The sequence below is a fragment of the Methanobacterium lacus genome, from assembly GCF_000191585.1.
Classification (GTDB): domain Archaea; phylum Methanobacteriota; class Methanobacteria; order Methanobacteriales; family Methanobacteriaceae; genus Methanobacterium_B; species Methanobacterium_B lacus.
Genome location: NC_015216.1, coordinates 52080 through 73720, shown reverse-complemented (window position 1 = coordinate 73720; position 21641 = coordinate 52080). Strand labels below are relative to the sequence as shown.

Here is a 21641-nt window from a genome sequence, read left to right as displayed (position 1 = left end):
TCCAGTTCCTTTTACAACGCACCTTTGGTAGATGGTAGTGAATCGTGTTCGATCAAAGAAGCATCCTTAAGAGCACGTGCAAATGCCTTAAATAAAGCTTCTATTTTATGATGATCATTTTCTCCTTCGATTTTGGCGTTGATATTAATTTTTGCAGAATTCGCAAAGGATTCAAAGAAATGTTCAACATTTTCTGTGCTCATATCTCCAACTTTAGGTTTTTTGAATTCGAAATCTAATACTGCATAGCTCCTTCCACTAATGTCAACTGCTACGGTGGCCAATGCATCATCCATAGGGATGAGTGCATGAGAAAATCTTTTAATTCCCCTTTTTGTCCCAATTACTTCGTTATACGTTTCTCCAAGAAGTATTCCCACGTCTTCGATTGTATGATGATCATCGACTCCAATGTCTCCATTGGCATGGATGGTTAGATCTATAAACCCATGTCTGGCAAAGGAATTTAACATGTGATCGAAGAATTCGATTCCTGTGTTGATGTCGTAGTCACCGTTACCATCTAAATTCATGGTTACGCTGATATCAGTTTCTGATGTTTTTCTATTCAGAGTCTTTTTTCTCATTTGGTTCATCTCTAATTACCTGTATAGCACCTTCAGGACATTTTCCTGCACATATTGTACATAAATGGCAGAATTCAAGGTTTGTTGCCATGGCCTTCTTTTTTACATCCCATATTTTAGCACCCTTGGGACAAGCTTCTTTACATATTCCACATCCGGTGCACTTGTCTTCATCTACAATGATCTTCATGTAACATCTTCCTTATAACTTATAACTTATTACTTATAACAGTTTAATCGCACATTTTTTTTAAGGCCAATTAGGCTTTAAATTTAAGTTTAACCTTCACTTTAAATCTATTTTGTTATAACTTATAACTTATTTCTTATAACTTATAATTAATTTTCATTGAAATTTAGGTTTGATTCTCTTCAACTACTTCTTTATTTCGAAGTTTTCAATGAAATTGCTAAATCTTTTGACAGTTTTTCTGAGACTCTTGAATCCTTCTTCGTCCTGTTTCACACCTTCGAGGGTGTCTTTAGACCAAAAGTTAGCCCCCATATTGGCACCATAGGCACCACCACTAACTGGGATTGCACCAGTTAATATAAAAAAGGTCATTATCTGTTGTATTGCAAGCTCTTGACCACCAATGCGGTCACCACCTACGGCTATGGCCATTCCTACTTTATATCGCAGAAAATCAAAGTCGCGTGCTCCCAAAGCTCTGCAACGATCCATAACAGCTTTAAGCTGAGCACTTAAACCCCCGTTGTATACTGGCGTGGCCATGATAATGCCTTCTGCTTCTGTGATAAGTGGATAGATATCCTGCATATCATCATCTACTACGCACTCTTTGTGTTTCATACAGTAGTCACAATGTCTACATGGACTAATATTTTTACCACGCAAACTATAAAATTCTGTTTCAAAACCTTTTTCATCAAGCATTTGCAATGCTTCGTTTAAAACGTGATGAGTTGCCTGTTTTCTTGGACTTCCACATATTCCTAATACCTTCATGAAATTACTCCAATAATAGTTTTTGGCTTAATACGGTTGTTATTGTTTATATATTAGTTTTTGGTACTAAATAATGTTCCATCTGAAATTATTTTTTTCATTTGGTATATACAGTACTGTTCTTTCTGGAATAAATTTATTACTCCTCATTTTAGATTGGTAACATTATCATGTATTTAGTTAATACTAACTTATAATTTTCTAAATGAAGAATACGTAATTAAGCCCCATAGTTTAGTTAAACAAATAAATTATGTAATTATGGCCATAATAAGCTAGAATATAACTAATTTAAGATTAAATGGGTTAAAATCGAATAATTTTTAAATTCTGGATAAATTTGTGTTACAGTTTAATTTACTTAAACCAATTCAATTTTTTTTTAAGATGAAATGGGGGTGAAGTGGTAAAGATGCGAGTTGGCTGGATTTACATGATTTGCCCAGCTTCTCTTCGTTAAGTGAAGAGAACTTCTTAGTTATAACAGTCGATTTTATCAAGGTGCTCTATGATTCGGGTACGGTATCAGTTTAATCCAAAATTCTAGTAGGGTTCTTCCATAAAAGTACAGACTCAAATTTAGAGCTGTTCCACTATTTTTTTTTAAACTGTATTCTGACTTTAATAAAACATTAAAAAAAACTACTGAATGATGGATCTATCACAACTACTAATTTGAACACTAGACTAATCCATTTTTTTTAGTTAGGATCCATTATTTTGGTTTAAAATATCATTCAGAATTATTTTATTATGTACATTCCTAAAATGCCAAATTGGGTAAATAGGTACATTGCCAAGTATTGTAAACAAACAACCGTTGATAGTGTTGCTAGGATAAATATATATTCTGGTGTTCCGAATTTTCTCCTTGTATCAGAGTATAAATGGGATTTATCTGAGTAACCCCTACTTGCCATGCTCATGTAGATAGTTTCACCCCTTTCAAACGCTCTAAGAAACATCATGGCCACTGTGTATCCAAGTTGCTTCATCCTCCAAGTGTATGGAAGTTTTTTATTAAATGCATCGAAGCATCGTGTTTTTTGGGCGTGCATTATCCTATTGAGTTCGTCAAAGAACATGAATAAAAATCTGATCATTAGACTAAAAATTAGGGCAAATTCACGGGGCATTCCTAATTTTCTAAAGGATTCTACAACCTCTTGCATAGGGCTAATTGACGACAAGATCACTATGGAAGTGAGTGCAACAACGAGCCTCGACATGAGGAGTACTGCCCAGAGTAATCCTGCATCAGTTATATGTATTCCAAATGCTCCGGACCAAATAATGATACCGGGGTGGATGAATGGTTGGAATGCAATTATAAAACCTCCAAATGGTAAAAGCAGTAAAATTCTTGTTAAAGAAGTTTTAAATGAAATATTAGATATGTACATCAAAATAAGTAGGTATATTTCTAGGAATATTAAGACGAGGATTTGTGTTGAAAATACAGAATATACAATAATGAATATCAATAAGACTAATTTGACTCTACCATCTATTGCATGCAAAGGACTTTTTTTATTAGTTTCTGTTTCAAGCTGAAGAATTGAACTTACTCCATTCATAAAGATTTACTCCTTTTTTTGAATAGTACTGCATTGTTCCCATCACTTCGTTGCAATCTTAATAATTATTACTAATTTAGAGGATTTAAGGGCATAATTATTACATTAAGACTCATAATAACTGTTTTAGTTAAATAGATTAGAATCATTCATAATATAAGTTTAACCCTTAGTATTATTCTTGATAAATATTTCTGTAAAATAGTAATAATCAAACATTTCGTTTTTAAAAGAATAAGAAAAAATAGAATGGAATCATTCAGATTCCTTAGGTTTTCTTCTTTTCAAGACATATGCTACGGCAAATCCTACTCCTAAAGCAATTAAGATTCCTATTGCAAGTGCCACTACTTCTGCAAGTGGACCATCTCCAAGTGCAGCTACATAATAATCCTGAAATGGAGCTTGGTATCCAAGTCCGTCATCTGAAACAGCAAGGTTTTCAGCAGATTTTTCTAAACCATCTGGATTGGGGGAAGCTAAAAATGGGGATAAAACTGCAATTATCAAACAGACAATTACTCCACCAATTATTAAGGTTTTATCTTTTTTATTCATTATGATGCCACCTCCCCTGTTTCAGTATCAATATCTTCCACTCTTCTTTTTCTGTTCCATCCAAGTAAATCTGGTCTTAGTTTTTCAAGGGCCATTATTACAACCACAGTTAGCACAGCTTCGATGATTCCTATGAAAGCATGGTATAGTCCCATGAAGATTAATCCTGCTCCGAGTGGGAATGTTCCAGCCAACCACATTTCTACTGCCACAGCTTCGGCAGCTAAGAATATGGATAGCCACGATGCAATTGCAATTGCAGGATATTTTCCAATTGGTTTTCTAAGGGCTTTAAAAACGTAAAGTCCTGTAAATCCTCCAATTATCCCCATGTTAAGTACATTCGCTCCTAAGGCGGTTACTCCTCCATCTCCAAAGAATATGCCTTGTACTAGTAACACTAAAGTAAATACAATTATGGCGGCCTCGGGGGCACAGAATACAATTGCTACTAAAGCTCCGCCCACCATGTGTCCACTTGTACCGAATGGTATGGGCATGTTCATGGACATGATAGCGAATATACCTGCAGCTAAAACTGCCATCAAAGGGACCATTTTTTCATCAAGATTTTTTCTAGCCCATTTCTGGGAGAAGTACAATGCAACTATCAATATTACGTAGTAAATAGCACATTGCCACAAGGGTATAAATCCGTCAGGTATATGCATTTAATTCCTCCTTAATTTTTTACTACGTTAAAGAGTATTTGAATGGTAATACTATGCCTCAATTTTATTAAGGAATCGTAATACCTCTGTAAACGTACTTTAACGCCTTTAAATCACAATAAATGCTTTTGGCTAATATAATATATATCTATTGGTTGTTATTACTTAATTAATCTTTTATGTTTCAAATTTATTACTGAATGATTAATAGTTGGACATTATTTTAATGATTGTTATTAATTAACTGATAATTTTGAATTAATTTGGAAGTATGTAAAATTTATTGTGGGATTTCAAAAGAAATTTTTTAATTTCCATGAAATTTAGTATTATTACATTTGAATGCATTAACAGTGATTTCGTAATAAATTATCTCAGTTAATAATTCATTTAAAGATGTAATAACTACTGGAAAAATTAAGAATAAAATCAAAATTATTATTTTAAAAAAAAGAAATATTAATCGATCTGTTTAGATCGATTCGTCTTCGTCCATTGCAAGTCTCATTGTATCTGGATCCTGAGGCATGCGGTCAAGGAAGTCTTGAGCAGAACGTCTAACATCTCTGGAACCTATTATGTACCTTCCAACAACGATTATATCTGCGTCACTATCAATTGCCTTGTCAACACGATCAGGTGTAATTCCACCGGCCACTGCAACTAGTTTGCCTTCACCGAGTATGGATTTGATCTGGTGGATGTTACCCCATTCTGTAACTTCAGCTAATTCTTCTCCCCTCTCTGCCTGCATAGTTTCTAGATCAACATTTCTGTGTAGAAGAACGATGTCTGGTTTGAACTGGACAGCTTCAAGTTTTTCAACGAAGTTTTCCACGTTCATCATGTCGAGTATGGAATAAATTCCCTGTTTTTTGGCTTCATGTATAGCTTTTTCAATGGATTCAACAGTTCCAAGTCCAGATATTGCAATTGCATCTGCTGTTTCATCTGCAGCCATTTTAACTTCAATACGGCCTACATCTAATGTTTTAAGATCTGCTATAATGAATGCGTCTTTCTTAAGTTCCCTTATCTTACCAATGATTCCAACACCGAACTTCTTAACAAGTGGAGTTCCTGCTTCTATCAGGATTCTTTCTCTGTCAGGAAGGGTTTTGATAATTCTTTCCATTTCTTCCATGTTGTCAAGGTCCAATGCAACCTGGAGATAAGGTGGGTTCCACAGTCTTGTGACTTTGAATCCCATTATTGGGTGAGTTCCACGATCTTTTTCTGCTAATACTTTTTTAACTGATGGATATCCTTCCATTGCCCTTTGAATTGCCAATTTTGTAGCTCCATAGTTATACTGGTAAATTTTACGGAAATCCTTTGCACCAGGATGTATAAACACATTTGCTATTATGACTATGTCTTCCACATCTTCCTTTGGTATTATTCCTTCGTCCACTGCATCTGCAACTGCGCGACCCACAGCTGTCTGTGCAGGGCCGAAAATCTTGTCAGCATCTTCCAAGTCCCTAACAGTTACCTTTGGAACTATGAGTGTTGCAGGTTTAGTGAGTAAGTTTGGTCTAATAACCGATAAGAGTGGTGTGTGTCCTATTGACATACTGGCCATGTTGTTAACAAATGCTGTTCCAACAGGTCCATTTTTGTCTCCAATTACTAAATCAACGTGAGCTATTTCGTTGCCATTTCCTATTAAGGCTTCCCCTATTTGATACATACTAATTATCCTCCATCTTTATCTATTAATTTTATAGATCGAATCCTATAAATAAATATTTCAAATTTATATATCGAACATTAAGTTTCGATAAAACAGTTTCTAATATGGAATTATATTATGAATATGATCTTAAAGAAATGAGTAGTTTGTTAATTTTAAAAAAAAGAGTAGTGGGGATTTTACTGTGTTAAGTGTCCCTCTATGAAGTCGTCGTATCCCTGAAGATCCAATAGACCATGGCCAGAGAAAGTGATCATGATATTCTTTTCTTCTCCAGTCTTTTTGCATTTATTTGCTTCATCTATTGCGACTTTTATGGCGTGACAGGTTTCAGGTGCAGGTATGACTCCTTCTGTATTGGCAAATAGCTTACCTGCTTGGAATAATTCTGTCTGGTTTACAGTTCTTCCTTCGACAAGTCCTTGGTTAACTAGTAATGCCACTAAAGGTGCCATTCCGTGGTATCTTAATCCTCCTGCATGCACTGATGGTGGGACAAATTCATGACCCAATGTGTACATCTTCATGAGGGGAGTTAATCCTGCAGTGTCACCGTAATCGTATTTGTACTCCCCCTGTGTTAAGGTTGGACAGGAAGCAGGCTCTGCAGCTAGGAACTGGCAGTCTAGGTCTCCGGAGAGTTTGTCTTTCATGAATGGGAAAGCTGCTCCACCAAAGTTACTTCCTCCTCCAACACATCCAACTAGGATATCTGGTTTTTCATCAATTTTAGCGAACTGTTTTTGAGCTTCAAGACCAATCACTGTCTGATGGAGTAGAACATGGTTTAATACACTGCCGAGAGTATAAAATGCACTATCATCGTTGAAGGCATCTTCCATAGCTTCTGAAATTGCTATTCCAAGGGATCCTGGATGGTTTGGATCTTCTGCTAGAATTTTTCTTCCGAATTCTGTTCTGTTACTAGGGGAAGGGAGTACTTCGCCATCGTATAAGTGCATTACAGTTTTACGGTATGGTTTTTGTTTGAATGAAACGTTTACCATGTAGACGGTACAATCCAATCCTAACAATGAACATGCCAGGGATAATGCTGATCCCCATTGTCCTGCACCAGTTTCGGTGGTTAATCTTTCAGCACCTGCTTTTTTAGCGTAGTATGCCTGTGCAATTGCGGTATTGAGTTTGTGACTGCCCACAGGGGACTGATCTTCACGTTTGTAGTAAATTTTTGCAGGAGTATCTAGGTACTTTTCGAGTCCTGTAGCTCTGAAGAGGGCAGAAGGTCTTCCAATCTGTTTGTAAACTTTCCTAACTTCTTTTGGAATGTCTATCCATCTTTCTGTGGACATTTCCTGTTGAAGAACATACTTAGAAAATAATTTTGGCAAATTGTCAATTTGATGGCCTTCCTCTGTTTGTGTTGATGGGGGAAGTTCCACAGGAAGATCTGCAGCTATATTGTACCATTTTTTCGGTGTTTCCTTTTCTGAAAGAGTTATTTTATACATTTAACCACCTATTATATTTTTTTTAAATTTAAAGACGTAATTCATGAATTAATCAAAATATTAGATTTTGTCTAAAAGAATTTTCGCCTCAAATCAGTTGAATAATTTATATTTTGTGCCCTACTTAAACCTTTGTTGTACATATCTGTACATAGATTTTTTGATAATTTAATATATGATCTGTAACAAAGTATAGGAGCATGAAGATATTGGCAGTGGATATAGGTGTAGGCACCCAGGATATTATGTTGTACGACTCAGAAGATACAATAGAAAATTCGTTTAAAATGGTAATGCCATCTCCAACCAGGATAATTGCAGAGAAAATAAGAAACCATCACAACGATATTTTTATCAAAGGAAGTACCATGGGAGGAGGCCCAATCAACAAGGCCATAAAAAATCATTTGGATCGCGGTTATAAAGTAATAATGACAGAAAGTGCAGCAATAACTGTTAGGGACGATCTAGATCGGGTGAGACAATTTGGAATAACCATAATACCTGATAATGAAAAACGTCCTGAACTGGGCTCTGTTGAATTAAAAGACATAGATCTAGATGCAATAGAAGGAGCATTCTCCAAGTTTGATGTGGAAATGGACTTTGACGAGTTGGGAATTGCTGTACAGGATCATGGATACATGCCTGGAATGGGGGATAGAAACTTCAGATTCATGAAGATCAAAGAAAAACTGGATGTTCCCCGAAGTCCTGAAGAATTTGCTTACCATGGTGATGTTCCAGAATATTTCTCACGAATGAATGCGGTGGTAAAATCTTTAAAAGGTTATAAACCAACCATGATGGACTCTAAATTTGCATCAGTGTGTGGTGCTACTTGTGATGATTATGTGAAGGATCTTGAAAGTTACATTGTCATGGATATTGGAAACGGTCATACGCTTGCAGCTGCCTGTGAAGAAGGAAAAATTATTGGTGTATTTGAACACCACACAAGGGCTCTTACACCAGACAAACTGAAAAGTTTGGTGTTAAAACTTGAAAAAGGTACCATCACACATGAAGAAGTTCATGATGATGGGGGTCATGGAGCATGGGTTACAGGCCCCATGAGTAAATGCGAGTGCATTGTTGCTACAGGACCATTGAGAGAGTTGTTGAAAAAAACTGATTTAAAGGTTCACAACGCAGCCCCTGCAGGTGATGTGATGATGACAGGTCCAGTGGGTCTTATTAAATCAATCATTAGGAAATAATAGTACAGCTAAGGAAAAAATAAAAGGTTTAAACATGATATTTGACCCCCATATACACAGTACATATTCGAGCGATTCTACAGCTTCACCTAGGGATATTATCAAACGGGCAAAAAAGATTGGGTTAGATGCCATCGCAGTGGCAGATCACAACACCATCAAAGGATCCCTAGTTACAATTGAGGAAGCCAAAGATTTTGAAGACTTTGTTGTGGTCCCTGCAGTTGAAGTAAGTTCAAGCAAAGGTCATATTGTGGCGCTTGGAATTAAAGAAGATGTTGAGAAGGGTTTGTCTCCAGAGGATACCGTTGAAAAAATCCGTTCATTGGGCGGTATTGCAGTAGCAGCACATCCATTTGTTAGTTACAGGGATGGTTTATGTGATAGTGTTAAAGAGTTGGATATCGATGCAATTGAAACCTTGAATTCAAGGTACATATTTGGATATTCCAACTGGAAGGCAAAAAATCTTGCGGAACGTCGAAACCTTCCTGAAATAGGTTCAAGTGATGCTCATTTCATAGGTGCAATCGGTAGTTGTGTAACAGAATTTGAAGCTGATTTTTCATATGAATCCATTATTGAAGCGATATTATCCGGGAAAACCAATGTATATGGGGACAGAACACCGTTGCCCCTTATTTTAAAAGAAGTGATAAACAAGAAGATCAAAAAAATTGGATGAACTGTGATTATTAACAGTTTATACAAAATTTTATAGCATTAAGATCCATATTAGAACCATGATACCTCAAATCATGCAGTATATCCGGGAAAATTTCATATATTTACACCCTGGTTACACTACACTTAACACCGTTGTTTTTGGATTAATACTTGGTATTTCAATTCTTTTGATTATAAAGATGTTTAAGTATATTGAGAAAGATCCAGCTGATCTGATAATACCTCTCACACCATTCATATTCTTTGGGTCAGGTGCCCGTGCCCTTGTTGATAACAACATTTATCCACTCACCTACCTTCTGGTAACACCCGGAATATACCTCTTAACAGGTTTCATAGCCATAATAACCGTATTATCTGCATACTTCATCGAGAAAAAAACTCAGATTGATTATAGGTACATAATTTTTGGTGTGGGTGCGGTGATATGCATACCCAACATAATCTTCTTGGGTCCAATCAATGTTGTAGCTGCACTTCAAGTCCTTGGTATTTGGGCTTTAATATCTTCCATATTTGTGTTGCTTCGAAACAAATGGTCCTTACTCAGCAACAAAATCAACTTAACCGTCTTAATGGCCCACCTTTTCGATGCATCTTCAACGTATGTGGCAGTTGACTTTTATGGGTACAGTGAACAACATGTGCTTCCAAGTGCATTAACTGGACTGGTAGGAACCGCCGCTGTGATGTTTCCGTTAAAAATAGCTGTGATATTGGCAGCGTTATATGTTATAGATAGTTATATCGAAGACAAGACAATTGCAAACATGTTGAAGTTGGCAATATTTATTTTAGGATTTGCCCCTGGTTTGAGAAATTTCTTGAGTCTGATAATGGGAACTGCATTATAAAAAATTATTCAACAACAACTTTTTTTTATAGTTTAAGATAAACTATTAATATAAAATGTCAACCAAAAGAGGTCTTTCAATGTACATAGAAACAGTCAAACAGACTATGAATCTTCCAGATACCGTTAAAATTCTGGACACTACCCTAAGGGATGGGGAACAAACACCTGGAGTAGCCCTAACTGTAGATGAAAAGATAAGAATAGCTAAAAAGTTAGATAAATTGGGTGTTAACACCATGGAAGTTGGATTTCCAGCTGCATCAGATGGTGAAGTTAGAGCTACAAAAGAAATTTTAAAACTTGAACTTGACTCCCGAGTTTGTGGTTTGGCAAGACCTTTACGTGTTGATTTAGATGCTGCAATAGACTGTGGTGTGGATTACATTCACACGTTTATAGGGACTTCTCCATTACACCGAGAGTACAAGTTAAAAATGGATAAGGAAGAAATTTTAAATAAGTCTGTAGAGGGTGTTGAATACATAAAGGATCATGGAATAACTGCTGAATTTTCAGCAGAAGATGCTACACGTACTGAATTTGATTATCTTAAAGAAGTGTATCTGGCTGTTGAGGATGCTGGTGCAGATTTCATAAACGTACCAGATACAGTTGGAGTAATGATCCCGTCTTCAATGAACTATTTAATTACTGAACTGAAGAAAATATTGAAAACTCCCATCAGTGTTCATTGTCATGATGATTTTGGGCTGGCTGTTGCAAATTCCCTGAGTGCGGTAGAAGCAGGTGCAAGTCAAGTGCATTCAACCATAAATGGATTAGGGGAGCGGGCAGGAAATGCTTCTTTAGAAGAGGTTGTAATGGCTTTAACATCTCAATATAATATTAAAACATCTATAGATACAAAACTATTAGTTGATACCTCTGAATTTGTATCAAGGATAACTGGTATTAAAATGCCTCCAAACAAGGCAATAATTGGGGAGAATGCATTTGCACACGAGGCCGGAATCCATGTCCATGGTGTCCTTCAAAATGCAGAAACTTACGAACCAATCACACCAGAAATGGTTGGCCATACCAGAAGAATAGTCCTTGGAAAACACACAGGGGCAAATGCTATAAAGGCCAAACTTGATGAGTATGGCATTGAACTCAATGAAGATCAGTTCATAAGGGTTTTTGATCAGGTTAAAAGGCTTGGAGACAAGGGTAAATGCGTAACAGATGCTGATCTAAAGGCAATGTCCGAGACTGTGCTTGGAAAGGCCCACAAAGAAATTGTCAAACTCGAGGGCTTCTCAGTAATGACTGGTGATAATGTAATGCCAACAGCAACAGTAAAGCTTGATATCAACGGCAAAGTTAAAACAGCTGCAAAAACAGGAGTAGGTCCAGTAGACGCAGCTATAAATGCAATACAAAGCTTAGTAGGGGAGACAGCAGATATTGAACTCAAAGAATATAATATTGAAGCAATAACTGGTGGAACTAATGCTCTAGCTGAAGTATTTGTTATTATGGGTGATAAGAAGGGCAACAAGGCAACTGGAAGATCAACAACAGATGACGTGGTCATGGCAAGTGTTGAAGCAGTTTTAGATTCAATTAACAAGATACTTATTGAACGTTAAACTAACTAATTTTTAGTTAGCTATTTAGGGGGATATAATGGGGCCTAATATACTGGTGGTAGAGGATGAAAGGATAACAGCAGAAGATATAAAGAGTGGTCTAGAATGTTCAGGGTACAACGTAATAGATATGGTTGCATCAGGAAAGGAAGCCATAGAAAGTGCAGGAAAACTTCAGCCCGACCTTGTTTTAATGGATATTAAATTAAAAGGTAAAATGGATGGAATTGAAGCTGCAGGGCAAATTAAATTAAAATATGATATTCCTGTCATATACTTAACAGCATTTTCTGATGAATATACTCTTACTCGAGCTAAAGCAACAGAACATTCGGGATTCGTAATGAAAGACGAGACTGGCTTAATAAAAAAGCCATTTGAAGAAAGTGAATTACATTCGGCGATAGCTACCACTCTCTACAGACATAAAATGGAAAAAAACCATGACAATTTAGTGTCTGCAATGCTTAAACATTACAACGAAGCTGTAATCGCTACAAATTCTGAGGGTCTAGTTAAACTCATGAATTCTTCAGCTGAAAATCTAACTGGATTTAAACTTGATAAAGTAGTGGGTAAGAAAGTTAGCACGGTATTTCAGCCCCTTAAAACCTTCGAATCGTTTGATCTGACGTTAATGAAGGAACATCTACAACAAAATGAACATATCCTTGTATCTAATGGGCAAGAAATAAAAGTTAAATGTGATTTAAATTCTATATCTGATAATGATGGCCAAATTAATGGTTTTATCCTAGTATTCAAACAAAAAAACCAATAAATACTGGAGGTATCATTCATGACACCCGTAGATATTCTGGTTGTTGAAGATGAAGGGATTACGGCAAAGGACATAAAAAATAGTCTTGAAAAGGCATATTACAATGTAATAGCCGTTGTTAACAACGGGGAAGATGCCGTAAAATTCAGCCAAGAAAAGAAGCCAGATCTAGTTATAATGGATATCAAACTTGAAGGAAAATTGGATGGAGTGGATGCTGCTCAGATCATTGAATCTAAGTTTGGCATTCCAATAATTTACCTAACTTCTTATTCAGATAAAAATACAATTGAAAGGGTTAAATCTACACATCCTTCTGCTTTTATAGTTAAAGAACCCTTTGAATTTCTTCACAAGCCCTTTGAAGAAAATGAGCTCTACACTGCTATAGATATAATTTTGTACAAAAACAAAGGTGTATCTGAAAGTTACAATGCTAAGGGTCATTATAAATTACTTGAATCTGTTCTCAAAACTGTTAGTGAAGGTGCGATTGCAACTGATCTAAAGGGAAGAATTATTTTTATTAATCCTGTTGCAGCGAATTTTGTAGAAATATCTAATGAGAGTTTCATTGGAACCTCTGTGGGAGAATTGATACCCGATATAGATTTAAACGATATAATCGGAAGGTTCAATTCAACCGAAGTAATTGAACAGAATTTTTCAATAAAATCTAATGATAAAAATTATACATCAATGGAATGTACTTTTAATCCCATACTTAACGAATTGGATATATTGGACGGAGTTATTATTATGTTTAGGACATGATGATTAGAAGATGAACTTCAACTAATTGCATTAAAGTTTTATTATACAAAGTTTTTATAAAAAAAAATAAAGTATTTTGTGTTATCTATTCTTATTTTAATCCATATAAATCCGGTTAAACTTGTATGAATTGCGTAATATGATATTATCCCTACTTAAACTACTTATTTAATTATTGATCTGTTAAAAAAGGTCTTATGAACGTAAAATATATATAATATTAAATATATCTAAACAATCAGGGTATTATTTGGAGGTTAAAGCGATGCCAGAGGAAAATATTGTATACATTGGAAATAAACCAGTAATGAATTACGTTTTAGCAGTAGTAACACAAATGAATGGCGGACTTTCTGAGGTTGTTCTAAAAGCTAGAGGTAGGGCAATCAGCAGAGCTGTTGATGTTGCTGAGATAGTTAGAAACAGATTTATTACTGATGCACAAGTGGAATCTATAGACATAAGCACAGAGGAAATTATGAACAATGAAGGCACAAATACTAATGTTTCTGCCATAGAAATTCAGCTTTCAAGGGATGATACTTCCATCTGAAGCCTAAAAAAACTAGTTTTATATTTGTTATCTTTATAAATTTGGATATTTTTTTTAAAAAAAAATTAATAAGGGAAAAATTTATTCTTTCCCTTTTCTTCTTCTTCTAAGTGTCCTTACTGCTAATAATCCTCCAACTATGACTACAACTATGGCTATCACATAGTAGAGGTAGTTAGAAACAGGTCCGGTTTTTCTTGAGAAGTCTATTGCGTACATGTTTCCGTTATTATCACCCACAAATATATCGTCACCATATACTATTGGTGATGTTAATGGTGAATTAAATAGGTAATAACCCGGAGTATAACTCCATTCTTCTTTTCCACTGTACTTGTTTAGAACGTAGACTGTTCCAGTTTCTGAAGTTACTACAATATTGTCTCCCATAAGTGCAGGGGTTGTTTTAACGTTTCCGGTGTTGACGGACCATTTAAGTTTTCCATCACGCATATCAAGGGCCGTTACATTTCCGTTATCTGAACCTATGAAGAGGGCATTATCGTTTGGATCTAAAAGTGCAGATGATTTCACAGAATCATTTAGGTTATAATTCCATAAAACTGAACCATCGGCAGTGTTTAGTGCGTAGAAGTTTCCATTATCGGTACCCATATACAAAGTTGTGTTGTTAATGGCAGGAGATGATCTTACGGCACTGCCTGTATCATATGCCCATGTTTGTGTTCCGTTGGCTATGCCTAAAGCATATATTTTTCCATCATCAGATCCGAAGTATACAGTATCATTATAAACTGTAGGGGAAGATCTAACAGCGTTTCCAGTTTGGAATTCCCATTTTTTGGTACTGTCGTTGGTATTTAGGGCGTATAATCTCTGATCATCTGATCCGAAATATATTATCCCATTATCTATGGCGGGGGTTGTTTCTATTGCATTTCCTGTTTTATATTTCCAAACGTCATCTCCAGTTTTTTTATTCAAAGCATAGAGATAGCTGTCTCCAGATCCGAAGTATACATTGTCTCCAACTACTATTGGAGCGTTTGTTATGTTTCCTCCTGCCTTGTAATCCCAGACTTTTGTACCGTCTTCAAGGTTAAGGGCAGAGAATAAACCGCTGCTTGATCCGAAATAGATCAACTTGTCAGTTATTGCTGCTGATGTTAAAAGTCCAGAAGTTTGGAATAACCATGTGTCTGGATTGAAATCAGAAGCTTCGTCCATGTATGCGGTATGGTTCAAATTTTCTTGAAACATTGGCCAGTCGGTTGCCGAAGCAGTAGAAACTGTCATTGGAACTATGAAAATGCTAAGCATCATAATTCCAATCAATATATTCTTTTTTCCAATCATTTTTTCACCTTAATTATTTAGATTTAGTCATTAGAATCTATGACTCAATTATATATCTCTGTTAAATTTCGATACTCCTAAATAGAAGAATATTGCTGTAAATCCTAGTAAAACCACAATATCTATCCATATATCTCCTACGCCTGATCCTTTTAACATAACTGCTCTCAAAGCATCGTTAACGTAGGTTAATGGTAAGATATATGCAATTTTTTGGAATATCCATGGCATTGTTTCTATTGGATAAAATACTCCTGATAAAAACATCATGGGCATTGTAATAGGCATCACAGTCTGCATGAAATCTTCCTGGGATGAAACCCTTGCAGATACCATAATTCCAAATCCTATGAAACACAGCGCTCCCAGTATTAACAGCAAAATTGTCAACACCATGCTGCCGTTTATAATAATTCCAAATAGAGCTATGGCTGCCACAATTAAGATAATTCCTCGCCCAGTTTCTTGAACTAATTTGGATATAATTTTTCCTCCAATGACAGTTGCAACACTAGTAGGGGTCATGAACAATCTGGCAAGTTCTCCTCTTTCCCTTTCACCAGCTACAATTTCTCCCATACCAAACACACATCCAAAGAGTATGGTCATTCCAATTATTGCAGGTGCAAGGAAATTTAAATAACTAATATTACCGTATAACTTGTTTACTTCAACATTAATCGTGTTCAATATGCTTTGGTATGGGGCTACTTGAGTTCCATTTACCTGACTACTTGAAACTGATATTGATGATGACTGAAGTTTTTGTTCTGCTATTTGCTGGTTTATCTGAGTAAATAAGCCTTGTGTGGCCGGTATAATCGTGCCTGCTGCCAGTTGATCCGAAGAATCGACATCGACGACAATACTTTTTGGCGACGTATCATTCAGAGTATCATAATTCGTGGGAAGAATTATGGCTGCTTTTGCCTGTCCATTTTGAACCATTTGCAATCCTTTATTGGGATCTGTAGTTATTTCCTTAACATCGTACAATGTATTACCTTTAATTGCACTTAGTGTTGCATCAGACAGGTTTCCTTGACTCTGATCCACTACAACTACTGGAATGTTGTTTATTGTTCCTCCCATACCGTAACCAAAAAGGGTTATCATGATAATGGGGAACAAAAATAGGGATATTAAACGAGGTTTGTGTCTCCATAGGACCATCAAATCTTTTTTGATCATCCACATAATCTTTTTAGTTTCAACCATCTTCTGCACCTTCTTCTTTATTTTTTGAAGTTACACTCATGAAAACATCTTCCAATGAAGGGTCTTTAGTGGATATTGAGGTGATAATTCCGCCTTTGTTGATTATTTCGGTGATTATCTTACTCACAGACTCATCTTTAGAGTCAATATCCATGACTATTCTTCCAGAATCGTGTTCATCCAACAGATCTACTTCAGGCAAGTTTTTCAGATGATCGGTCATATTTTCATCTAAATTGCTGATCATTACACTTAATTCTTTTAAGTCTCTGTTCTCACGTTCTATTTTTTCTTTTAATTGGTCGTAAGCTGCATTATCTTCAGCATCACTTTCCTTCCTGAGTTCATCCATAATTTTAATTACATTGGATGATTCTGAGGATCGAACTTCTTTCTGTTGATGGATCATGGTGTCTTTAAGACCTCTAGGTGTATCGTAGGCTGCAAGGACTCCTCCATTAATAATTCCAATTTTATCACAGAGAAGTTCTACCTCGTACATATCGTGGGAGCATAGAATAATGGTACGTCCTTCAGAGTTCAATTCTTCTACTAAATCCCATAAAACCCTCTTGGTTGTTGGATCCAAACCTATGGTTGGTTCATCAAGGAACAGAATATCTGGTTGATGTATTAAACTAGCAACTACTGATGCTTTTTGTTTCATTCCTCCAGATAACTGTTTTACCAACTTGTTTTCTGCATATTTGATGTCAACGAGTTCCATTAACTCTTCAGAACGACTAATTTTCAAGTCAGTTGGAAGCCCGTAAAAGTCTGCGCAGAGTTCAATGTTTTCACGTACTGTAAGATCTCCATACAAACTTACCAGTTGTGGAACCATACCAATTTTTTCTCGAACTTCGTTGGGCTGTTTTGATATGTCAAATCCAGCCACATTTGCTGATCCTCCAGTGGGCTGTATTAAACATGTGAGCATTTTAATTGTTGTGGTTTTTCCAGCTCCGTTTGGTCCTAGAAAACCGAAGATACTTTTGTTATCAATTGTCATGTTGAGTTCATCAACAGCTAAAAAATCATTGTTGTATTTTTTAGATAGATCAAAAGTTTCTATTGCATATTTCATTTTTTACCCCCTTTAATCATTTTTATCAAATATATCTCTCCAAAATTCCTCTAAAAGGGCAGTTCTGTGACATTTGAACACTTTTTTGATTCTTTCCAGAGTTTGAACGCCTTCTTCGGTGATCTCATAGTACTTTACTTTTCTTTTACCATGAGATTCCCATGTTCCTTCTATTAATCCTGCCTTCTCTAGATCATGCAGTATGGGATATATTTTCCCAGGTTTTCCCTGCAATTGTTCCTGTTCAGCAGGATTGACTTTATTTATTTTGCTCATTATTTCGTAACCATGAATTCTCTCTTTACTAATAATCCAGAGAATCAGGGTTTTACCGAATCCCTTCATGCTTTTAAGAAGTTTAATATCATATTTTTTAAGCTTTGATAGCTCGGAGTTACAATCCAACTCATTTTCTAATTTATTAGGGTCATGATTTGTGGATTTGGAATCCTCCAAGGGATTGCTACCTTTTTCTTCCATTTTTTTCACGTCACTATATTAAATTTTAATATATCATTTTTTGATATATTTAGAATCTATATATAGTTTTTGATTATATAAAAAAATTAAATAAAAAATATAAACTAGATTCATAATAGGATTATTTATGAAACTGGGCTTTTCAACTCTGGCACTTTTTATGAATTCACTGGAAGATTTTCTCGAAACTGCATCCATTGATGGGTTTCAAATGATTGAAATTCTTTGTGAAGGTCCGTACTGGCCGCGTAATGTTTTGGCCTTTAACTCTAATTTCGAAATATTCGATTCTTACGATATAGATGTGTATCTCCATTCTCCCACCATAGACCTTAATCCTGGAAGCTTAAACCCAGGAATTCGAGAGGAAACCTTGAAACAACTCAAAGAAACCGTGAATTTCGGTGTTAAAATTAATTGTAAGGCTATTACAACTCATCCTGGATTGATACATAGGCTTGAAGAAAGGGTACGAAATTTCGGAATGGAACATGCAATAAACGTTCTTACAGAGGCCAATAATTATTCCGAGGAAATGGGAATCAAATTTTCCATTGAGAACATGCCCAACAAATATGCATATTTTTGTAACAGTGCTGACGAGCATAAGTTTTTTGTAGAAAAATGTGGATCCTATGCAACTGTTGATACAGGTCATGCTAACACATCTAAAGATGTTAAATCATTTTTTAAGCTTAAAAATATCGTTTATTATCATTTAAATGATAATGATGGTGAAAAGGATCAACATTTGACTCTTGGCGAGGGAACATTGGATTTAAATCTTTTAAATGGAGTAAAGAATGGTATTATAGAATTAAATAATTATCAAAATGTTCTTAAAAGCCGTGATTTAATCCGAGCTGGTTGGCCTCATGATCATAAATGAACTTAGGTGTGCCTAAAAAAATAGGAAGATTTATAAGTTGTGCGAGTTAATTTAAATCCACCCACTATTAGGCATACCTAAATTTTGGGTAAAAATATGGTTCTTGTAGATCATCCTCAGCTCAAATGTACCACTGGGCCATATTTTTAATTTTAACTTTTTTTAGAATGAATTTTAGATAAATTATAAAGTTATAATATAGCATTATAACAAAATATTCTGTAAAGTATGAAGTTCCAGTAATGTCAAGCTGAGGGAGTTAAATGGTGAGCAAAGTATATTTCACAGATTTTAGATCAAAATCCAACCAAGATAATAAGGTTAACAAAGTTAGAAACCTATTTGATGCAATAAATTTCCAAGCATTTATTGATGAAAACGATTTAATGGCTGTCAAACTCCACTTTGGAGAAGAAGGAAACGATTCATATATTAACCCTGTATTGGTTAGGCAAGTAGTGGATAAAATAACTGCTCAAGGTGCTAAACCATTTTTAACTGATACTAATACTCTTTACTACGGAAGCAGACATAACTCACAAGATCATCTTAAAACAGCTATTTTACATGGATTTGATTACTCAGTAGTGGGAGCTCCTTTAATTATTGCAGATGGATTGAGGGGAGAAAATTGGGCCAATGTCCAGATCAAACAGAAACATTTTGAAAATGTTAAGATAGCAGGGGATATTCTCAATGCTGATGGAATGGTAGTGTTGTCCCATTTCAAAGGACATGAAATGGCAGGATTTGGAGGTGCAATTAAGAATTTGGCCATGGGATGTGCTTCTGCCCCTGGAAAAATTGAACAGCACGAATGTTCTAAACCAATTATTAATGAAGGATGTAATTCTTGTGGAAGATGTGCTGATTCATGTCCAGTATCTGCATTTGAAATATCTAAAGCAGGAGCTGCCATAAACTATGATAAGTGCATAGCATGTAACAACTGTCTTGGGGCCTGCCCAGATGAACTCATTAAACTCAACTGGTCAACCATGGAAGAATTCATAGAGAGAATGACGGAATATGCACTGGGAGCAGTTAAAAACAAAACTGAAAAGATGGGATACATGAACTTTCTAATGAATATTACGCCGGAATGTGACTGTTTACCATACAGCGACAGTCCAATTGTTCCAGATATCGGGATCATGGTTTCAAAGGATCCTGTGGCACTCGATGCAGCATGTTATGACATGGTTAATGAACAATGCGGACTTGAAAATTCAATGTTAAAACACAACCATCAACATGGAGAGGATAAGTTTAGAGGGTTGTGGAAAAATGTAGATGGCCGCAGACAGCTCCAATACGGCGAAGAAATAGGATTGGGCAATATAAAGTACGATCTTGTAGATATCAGTTAAAATCGAGTTCTAAGATACGATATTAAAGATTTATTCCATTATTTGTTACTAAATGTTGGGGATGTTTTTGATAGCTTTGTTGATGTGCAGATCATAACAGATAATAATAAGTGGGTTTTATAGTAAAGTATTGAACATTAAGGGAGCCAATTCATGGAGTTTATATTGATCCTTATAATTCTAACAATCTTAGTTGCATTAACTACTTTAATCAGGAACAAAATAAAAAATAGGTCTTTAAACGGATTAATAATCATTAAAACATTTTTACTTTCATTTTTAGTAATATTTGTGGGTATTGGTTCAATTTGGGCGTTTATTGGTCATGCATTCATGCCAGTACTAGTTGCAGAAAGTATAGGGTGGGCTACAGGCAGCCCATTCCAAACTGAAGTTGCATTTGCAAATTTGGCCATTGGAATTCTTGGAATTTTATGTTACTTTTTTAGGGACAACTTTTGGGTAGCAACTGTGATCGCAAGCTCAATTTTTTTACTTGGGGCTGCCTATGTTCACCTAATAAATATTATTAGTTACTCCAATCATTCAGTAGGAAATGTAGGAACCATATTTTTCATGGATATTATTGGTCCTGTGATTCTAGTAGTGCTTTTGATACTTTACAAATTATATGAAAGAAAGCAGATGGATTGAAATGAACACGACCAATAAGCACGATGTTTGGTTAACTACTAAACGGATTGAAACTCTTGTTGATGGTATATTTGCTATTGCCATGACTTTATTGGTCTTGAACATTGATATGCCTCAAATAGCAGGACCAGTGTCAAATCCTGCTATTTGGCAGTATATGCTCTCATTATTCCAACAGCTTGGTATCTATGCATTCAGTTTTATTTTGCTTGCAAGTTTTTGGCGGGCTCATCATCTCCAGTTCTTTTATATTAAGAGAAGTGACAGCGCTTTAATTTGGATAAATGTTATTTGGCTAATGTTTGTTGCTCTAGTTCCATTTTCCACTAATTTTGTCAGTAACTATGGTAACCATCCTATCCCCATGCTATTTTTCAATATAAACATGTTCATCATCGGAATCTTCTTCATGTTGATATGGTACTATGCAAAGAGAAAAAAATTCTTCATAAAAGAAATGACTCCTGAATATTACCAAACAGTGAAAAAGATAAATTATATTTTGCCTTCTGCAGCATTGCTTGCTGTATGCATCACATTTGTGAGTCCAACATGGAGCCCTGTATCGTACTTTTTGATATTCATTCTAAAAAATGCATTTAAGAAGGGCTTAATGTAATTTGGGATTC

23 protein-coding genes are annotated in these 21641 nt (G+C 35.6%); 11 read left to right on the top strand and 12 right to left on the bottom strand.

What is annotated here, in order from left to right; translation table 11 throughout:
* Positions 1-11: 11 nt before the first annotated feature.
* The 8 genes from hisB to METBO_RS00340 form a co-directional block, all read right to left on the bottom strand.
* Positions 12-587: an imidazoleglycerol-phosphate dehydratase HisB gene (hisB, locus tag METBO_RS00375; protein WP_013643681.1), complete on the bottom strand. Its 576-nt coding sequence runs from the start codon at positions 585-587 to the stop codon at positions 12-14.
* Positions 565-777: a 4Fe-4S binding protein gene (locus tag METBO_RS00370; RefSeq protein WP_013643680.1), complete on the bottom strand. Its 213-nt coding sequence runs from the start codon at positions 775-777 to the stop codon at positions 565-567. Before METBO_RS00370 ends, hisB begins: the two co-directional genes overlap by 23 nt.
* Before the next feature lie 186 nt (positions 778-963).
* A complete protein-coding gene (locus METBO_RS00365) occupies positions 964-1557 on the bottom strand; it encodes a flavodoxin family protein (RefSeq protein WP_013643679.1) in 594 nt (197 codons plus the stop codon).
* A 743-nt stretch (positions 1558-2300) separates the two neighbouring features.
* A complete protein-coding gene (gene cbiQ, locus METBO_RS00360; RefSeq protein WP_013643678.1) occupies positions 2301-3134 on the bottom strand; it encodes a cobalt ECF transporter T component CbiQ in 834 nt (277 codons plus the stop codon).
* A 255-nt stretch (positions 3135-3389) separates the two neighbouring features.
* Positions 3390-3692 (bottom strand): PDGLE domain-containing protein, encoded by a 303-nt coding sequence (locus METBO_RS00355; RefSeq protein WP_013643677.1) that lies wholly within the window; start codon positions 3690-3692, stop codon positions 3390-3392.
* Entirely contained in the window at positions 3692-4363 is a 672-nt protein-coding gene (cbiM, locus tag METBO_RS00350; RefSeq protein WP_013643676.1) for a cobalt transporter CbiM, read from the bottom strand. Before cbiM ends, METBO_RS00355 begins: the two co-directional genes overlap by 1 nt.
* Positions 4364-4835: 472 nt before the next feature.
* On the bottom strand, positions 4836-6056 hold the full coding sequence (locus METBO_RS00345; RefSeq protein ID WP_013643675.1) for a bifunctional 5,6,7,8-tetrahydromethanopterin hydro-lyase/3-hexulose-6-phosphate synthase: 1221 nt from the start codon (positions 6054-6056) through the stop codon (positions 4836-4838).
* A 182-nt stretch (positions 6057-6238) separates the two neighbouring features.
* Positions 6239-7531: a TrpB-like pyridoxal phosphate-dependent enzyme gene (locus METBO_RS00340; RefSeq protein WP_013643674.1), complete on the bottom strand. Its 1293-nt coding sequence runs from the start codon at positions 7529-7531 to the stop codon at positions 6239-6241.
* A 200-nt stretch (positions 7532-7731) separates the two neighbouring features.
* On the opposite strand from METBO_RS00340, the gene METBO_RS00335 reads away from it, so the two are divergent.
* From METBO_RS00335 to albA, 7 genes are all read left to right on the top strand, one after another.
* On the top strand, positions 7732-8751 hold the full coding sequence (locus METBO_RS00335; protein ID WP_048186291.1) for a DUF1786 domain-containing protein: 1020 nt from the start codon (positions 7732-7734) through the stop codon (positions 8749-8751).
* A 34-nt stretch (positions 8752-8785) separates the two neighbouring features.
* Entirely contained in the window at positions 8786-9436 is a 651-nt protein-coding gene (locus tag METBO_RS00330) for a PHP domain-containing protein (RefSeq protein WP_013643672.1), read from the top strand.
* A 58-nt stretch (positions 9437-9494) separates the two neighbouring features.
* Complete coding sequence (locus METBO_RS00325) at positions 9495-10292, top strand: DUF63 family protein (protein WP_013643671.1); 798 nt, start codon at positions 9495-9497, stop codon at positions 10290-10292.
* Between the two features lie 79 nt (positions 10293-10371).
* Entirely contained in the window at positions 10372-11889 is a 1518-nt protein-coding gene (locus tag METBO_RS00320) for a 2-isopropylmalate synthase (RefSeq protein WP_013643670.1), read from the top strand.
* 37 nt (positions 11890-11926) lie between these two features.
* Positions 11927-12670, top strand: coding sequence for an ATP-binding response regulator (locus METBO_RS00315; RefSeq protein ID WP_013643669.1), 744 nt, complete (start codon positions 11927-11929; stop codon positions 12668-12670).
* An 18-nt stretch (positions 12671-12688) separates the two neighbouring features.
* Positions 12689-13444 (top strand): response regulator, encoded by a 756-nt coding sequence (locus tag METBO_RS00310; protein WP_013643668.1) that lies wholly within the window; start codon positions 12689-12691, stop codon positions 13442-13444.
* 265 nt (positions 13445-13709) lie between these two features.
* Positions 13710-13997: a DNA-binding protein Alba gene (albA, locus tag METBO_RS00305; protein ID WP_013643667.1), complete on the top strand. Its 288-nt coding sequence runs from the start codon at positions 13710-13712 to the stop codon at positions 13995-13997.
* Between the two features lie 81 nt (positions 13998-14078).
* On the opposite strand, the gene METBO_RS00300 is transcribed toward albA, so the two are convergent.
* The 4 genes from METBO_RS00300 to METBO_RS00285 are packed head-to-tail and all read right to left on the bottom strand — an operon-like array spanning position 14079 to position 18099.
* The gene (locus METBO_RS00300) at positions 14079-15314 is read right to left on the bottom strand and encodes an outer membrane protein assembly factor BamB family protein (protein ID WP_013643666.1); all 1236 of its coding nucleotides are present in this window, start codon (positions 15312-15314) and stop codon (positions 14079-14081) included.
* A 48-nt stretch (positions 15315-15362) separates the two neighbouring features.
* Complete coding sequence (locus METBO_RS00295) at positions 15363-16532, bottom strand: ABC transporter permease (RefSeq protein ID WP_013643665.1); 1170 nt, start codon at positions 16530-16532, stop codon at positions 15363-15365.
* Positions 16525-17619 carry an ATP-binding cassette domain-containing protein gene (locus METBO_RS00290; RefSeq protein WP_013643664.1) on the bottom strand — a complete coding sequence of 365 codons (1095 nt, stop codon included), beginning with the start codon at positions 17617-17619 and terminating at the stop codon, positions 16525-16527. Before METBO_RS00290 ends, METBO_RS00295 begins: the two co-directional genes overlap by 8 nt.
* A gap of 12 nt (positions 17620-17631) precedes the next feature.
* Positions 17632-18099: a PadR family transcriptional regulator gene (locus METBO_RS00285; RefSeq protein ID WP_013643663.1), complete on the bottom strand. Its 468-nt coding sequence runs from the start codon at positions 18097-18099 to the stop codon at positions 17632-17634.
* 127 nt (positions 18100-18226) lie between these two features.
* On the opposite strand from METBO_RS00285, the gene METBO_RS00280 reads away from it, so the two are divergent.
* From METBO_RS00280 to METBO_RS00265, 4 genes are all read left to right on the top strand, one after another.
* Positions 18227-18988, top strand: coding sequence for a sugar phosphate isomerase/epimerase family protein (locus METBO_RS00280; RefSeq protein ID WP_013643662.1), 762 nt, complete (start codon positions 18227-18229; stop codon positions 18986-18988).
* A gap of 263 nt (positions 18989-19251) precedes the next feature.
* On the top strand, positions 19252-20358 hold the full coding sequence (locus METBO_RS00275; RefSeq protein WP_013643661.1) for a DUF362 domain-containing protein: 1107 nt from the start codon (positions 19252-19254) through the stop codon (positions 20356-20358).
* Positions 20359-20511: 153 nt separating this feature from the next.
* Positions 20512-21012 (top strand): DUF6790 family protein, encoded by a 501-nt coding sequence (locus METBO_RS00270; protein WP_013643660.1) that lies wholly within the window; start codon positions 20512-20514, stop codon positions 21010-21012.
* 1 nt (position 21013) lies between these two features.
* Positions 21014-21631: a TMEM175 family protein gene (locus METBO_RS00265; RefSeq protein WP_013643659.1), complete on the top strand. Its 618-nt coding sequence runs from the start codon at positions 21014-21016 to the stop codon at positions 21629-21631.
* The last annotated feature ends 10 nt before the right edge of the window (positions 21632-21641 follow it).

Bases quoted from the DNA above. Each gene is read 5' to 3' on its own strand.
- hisB (WP_013643681.1), bottom strand. From the start codon at position 587: ATGAGAAAAAAGACTCTGAATAGAAAAACATCAGAAACTGATATCAGC.
- METBO_RS00370 (WP_013643680.1), bottom strand. From the start codon at position 777: ATGAAGATCATTGTAGATGAAGACAAGTGCACCGGATGTGGAATATGT.
- METBO_RS00365 (WP_013643679.1), bottom strand. From the start codon at position 1,557: ATGAAGGTATTAGGAATATGTGGAAGTCCAAGAAAACAGGCAACTCAT.
- cbiQ (WP_013643678.1), bottom strand. From the start codon at position 3,134: ATGAATGGAGTAAGTTCAATTCTTCAGCTTGAAACAGAAACTAATAAA.
- METBO_RS00355 (WP_013643677.1), bottom strand. From the start codon at position 3,692: ATGAATAAAAAAGATAAAACCTTAATAATTGGTGGAGTAATTGTCTGT.
- cbiM (WP_013643676.1), bottom strand. From the start codon at position 4,363: ATGCATATACCTGACGGATTTATACCCTTGTGGCAATGTGCTATTTAC.
- METBO_RS00345 (WP_013643675.1), bottom strand. From the start codon at position 6,056: ATGTATCAAATAGGGGAAGCCTTAATAGGAAATGGCAACGAAATAGCT.
- METBO_RS00340 (WP_013643674.1), bottom strand. From the start codon at position 7,531: ATGTATAAAATAACTCTTTCAGAAAAGGAAACACCGAAAAAATGGTAC.
- METBO_RS00335 (WP_048186291.1), top strand. From the start codon at position 7,732: ATGAAGATATTGGCAGTGGATATAGGTGTAGGCACCCAGGATATTATG.
- METBO_RS00330 (WP_013643672.1), top strand. From the start codon at position 8,786: ATGATATTTGACCCCCATATACACAGTACATATTCGAGCGATTCTACA.
- METBO_RS00325 (WP_013643671.1), top strand. From the start codon at position 9,495: ATGATACCTCAAATCATGCAGTATATCCGGGAAAATTTCATATATTTA.
- METBO_RS00320 (WP_013643670.1), top strand. From the start codon at position 10,372: ATGTACATAGAAACAGTCAAACAGACTATGAATCTTCCAGATACCGTT.
- METBO_RS00315 (WP_013643669.1), top strand. From the start codon at position 11,927: ATGGGGCCTAATATACTGGTGGTAGAGGATGAAAGGATAACAGCAGAA.
- METBO_RS00310 (WP_013643668.1), top strand. From the start codon at position 12,689: ATGACACCCGTAGATATTCTGGTTGTTGAAGATGAAGGGATTACGGCA.
- albA (WP_013643667.1), top strand. From the start codon at position 13,710: ATGCCAGAGGAAAATATTGTATACATTGGAAATAAACCAGTAATGAAT.
- METBO_RS00300 (WP_013643666.1), bottom strand. From the start codon at position 15,314: ATGATTGGAAAAAAGAATATATTGATTGGAATTATGATGCTTAGCATT.
- METBO_RS00295 (WP_013643665.1), bottom strand. From the start codon at position 16,532: ATGGTTGAAACTAAAAAGATTATGTGGATGATCAAAAAAGATTTGATG.
- METBO_RS00290 (WP_013643664.1), bottom strand. From the start codon at position 17,619: ATGAAATATGCAATAGAAACTTTTGATCTATCTAAAAAATACAACAAT.
- METBO_RS00285 (WP_013643663.1), bottom strand. From the start codon at position 18,099: ATGGAAGAAAAAGGTAGCAATCCCTTGGAGGATTCCAAATCCACAAAT.
- METBO_RS00280 (WP_013643662.1), top strand. From the start codon at position 18,227: ATGAAACTGGGCTTTTCAACTCTGGCACTTTTTATGAATTCACTGGAA.
- METBO_RS00275 (WP_013643661.1), top strand. From the start codon at position 19,252: ATGGTGAGCAAAGTATATTTCACAGATTTTAGATCAAAATCCAACCAA.
- METBO_RS00270 (WP_013643660.1), top strand. From the start codon at position 20,512: ATGGAGTTTATATTGATCCTTATAATTCTAACAATCTTAGTTGCATTA.
- METBO_RS00265 (WP_013643659.1), top strand. From the start codon at position 21,014: ATGAACACGACCAATAAGCACGATGTTTGGTTAACTACTAAACGGATT.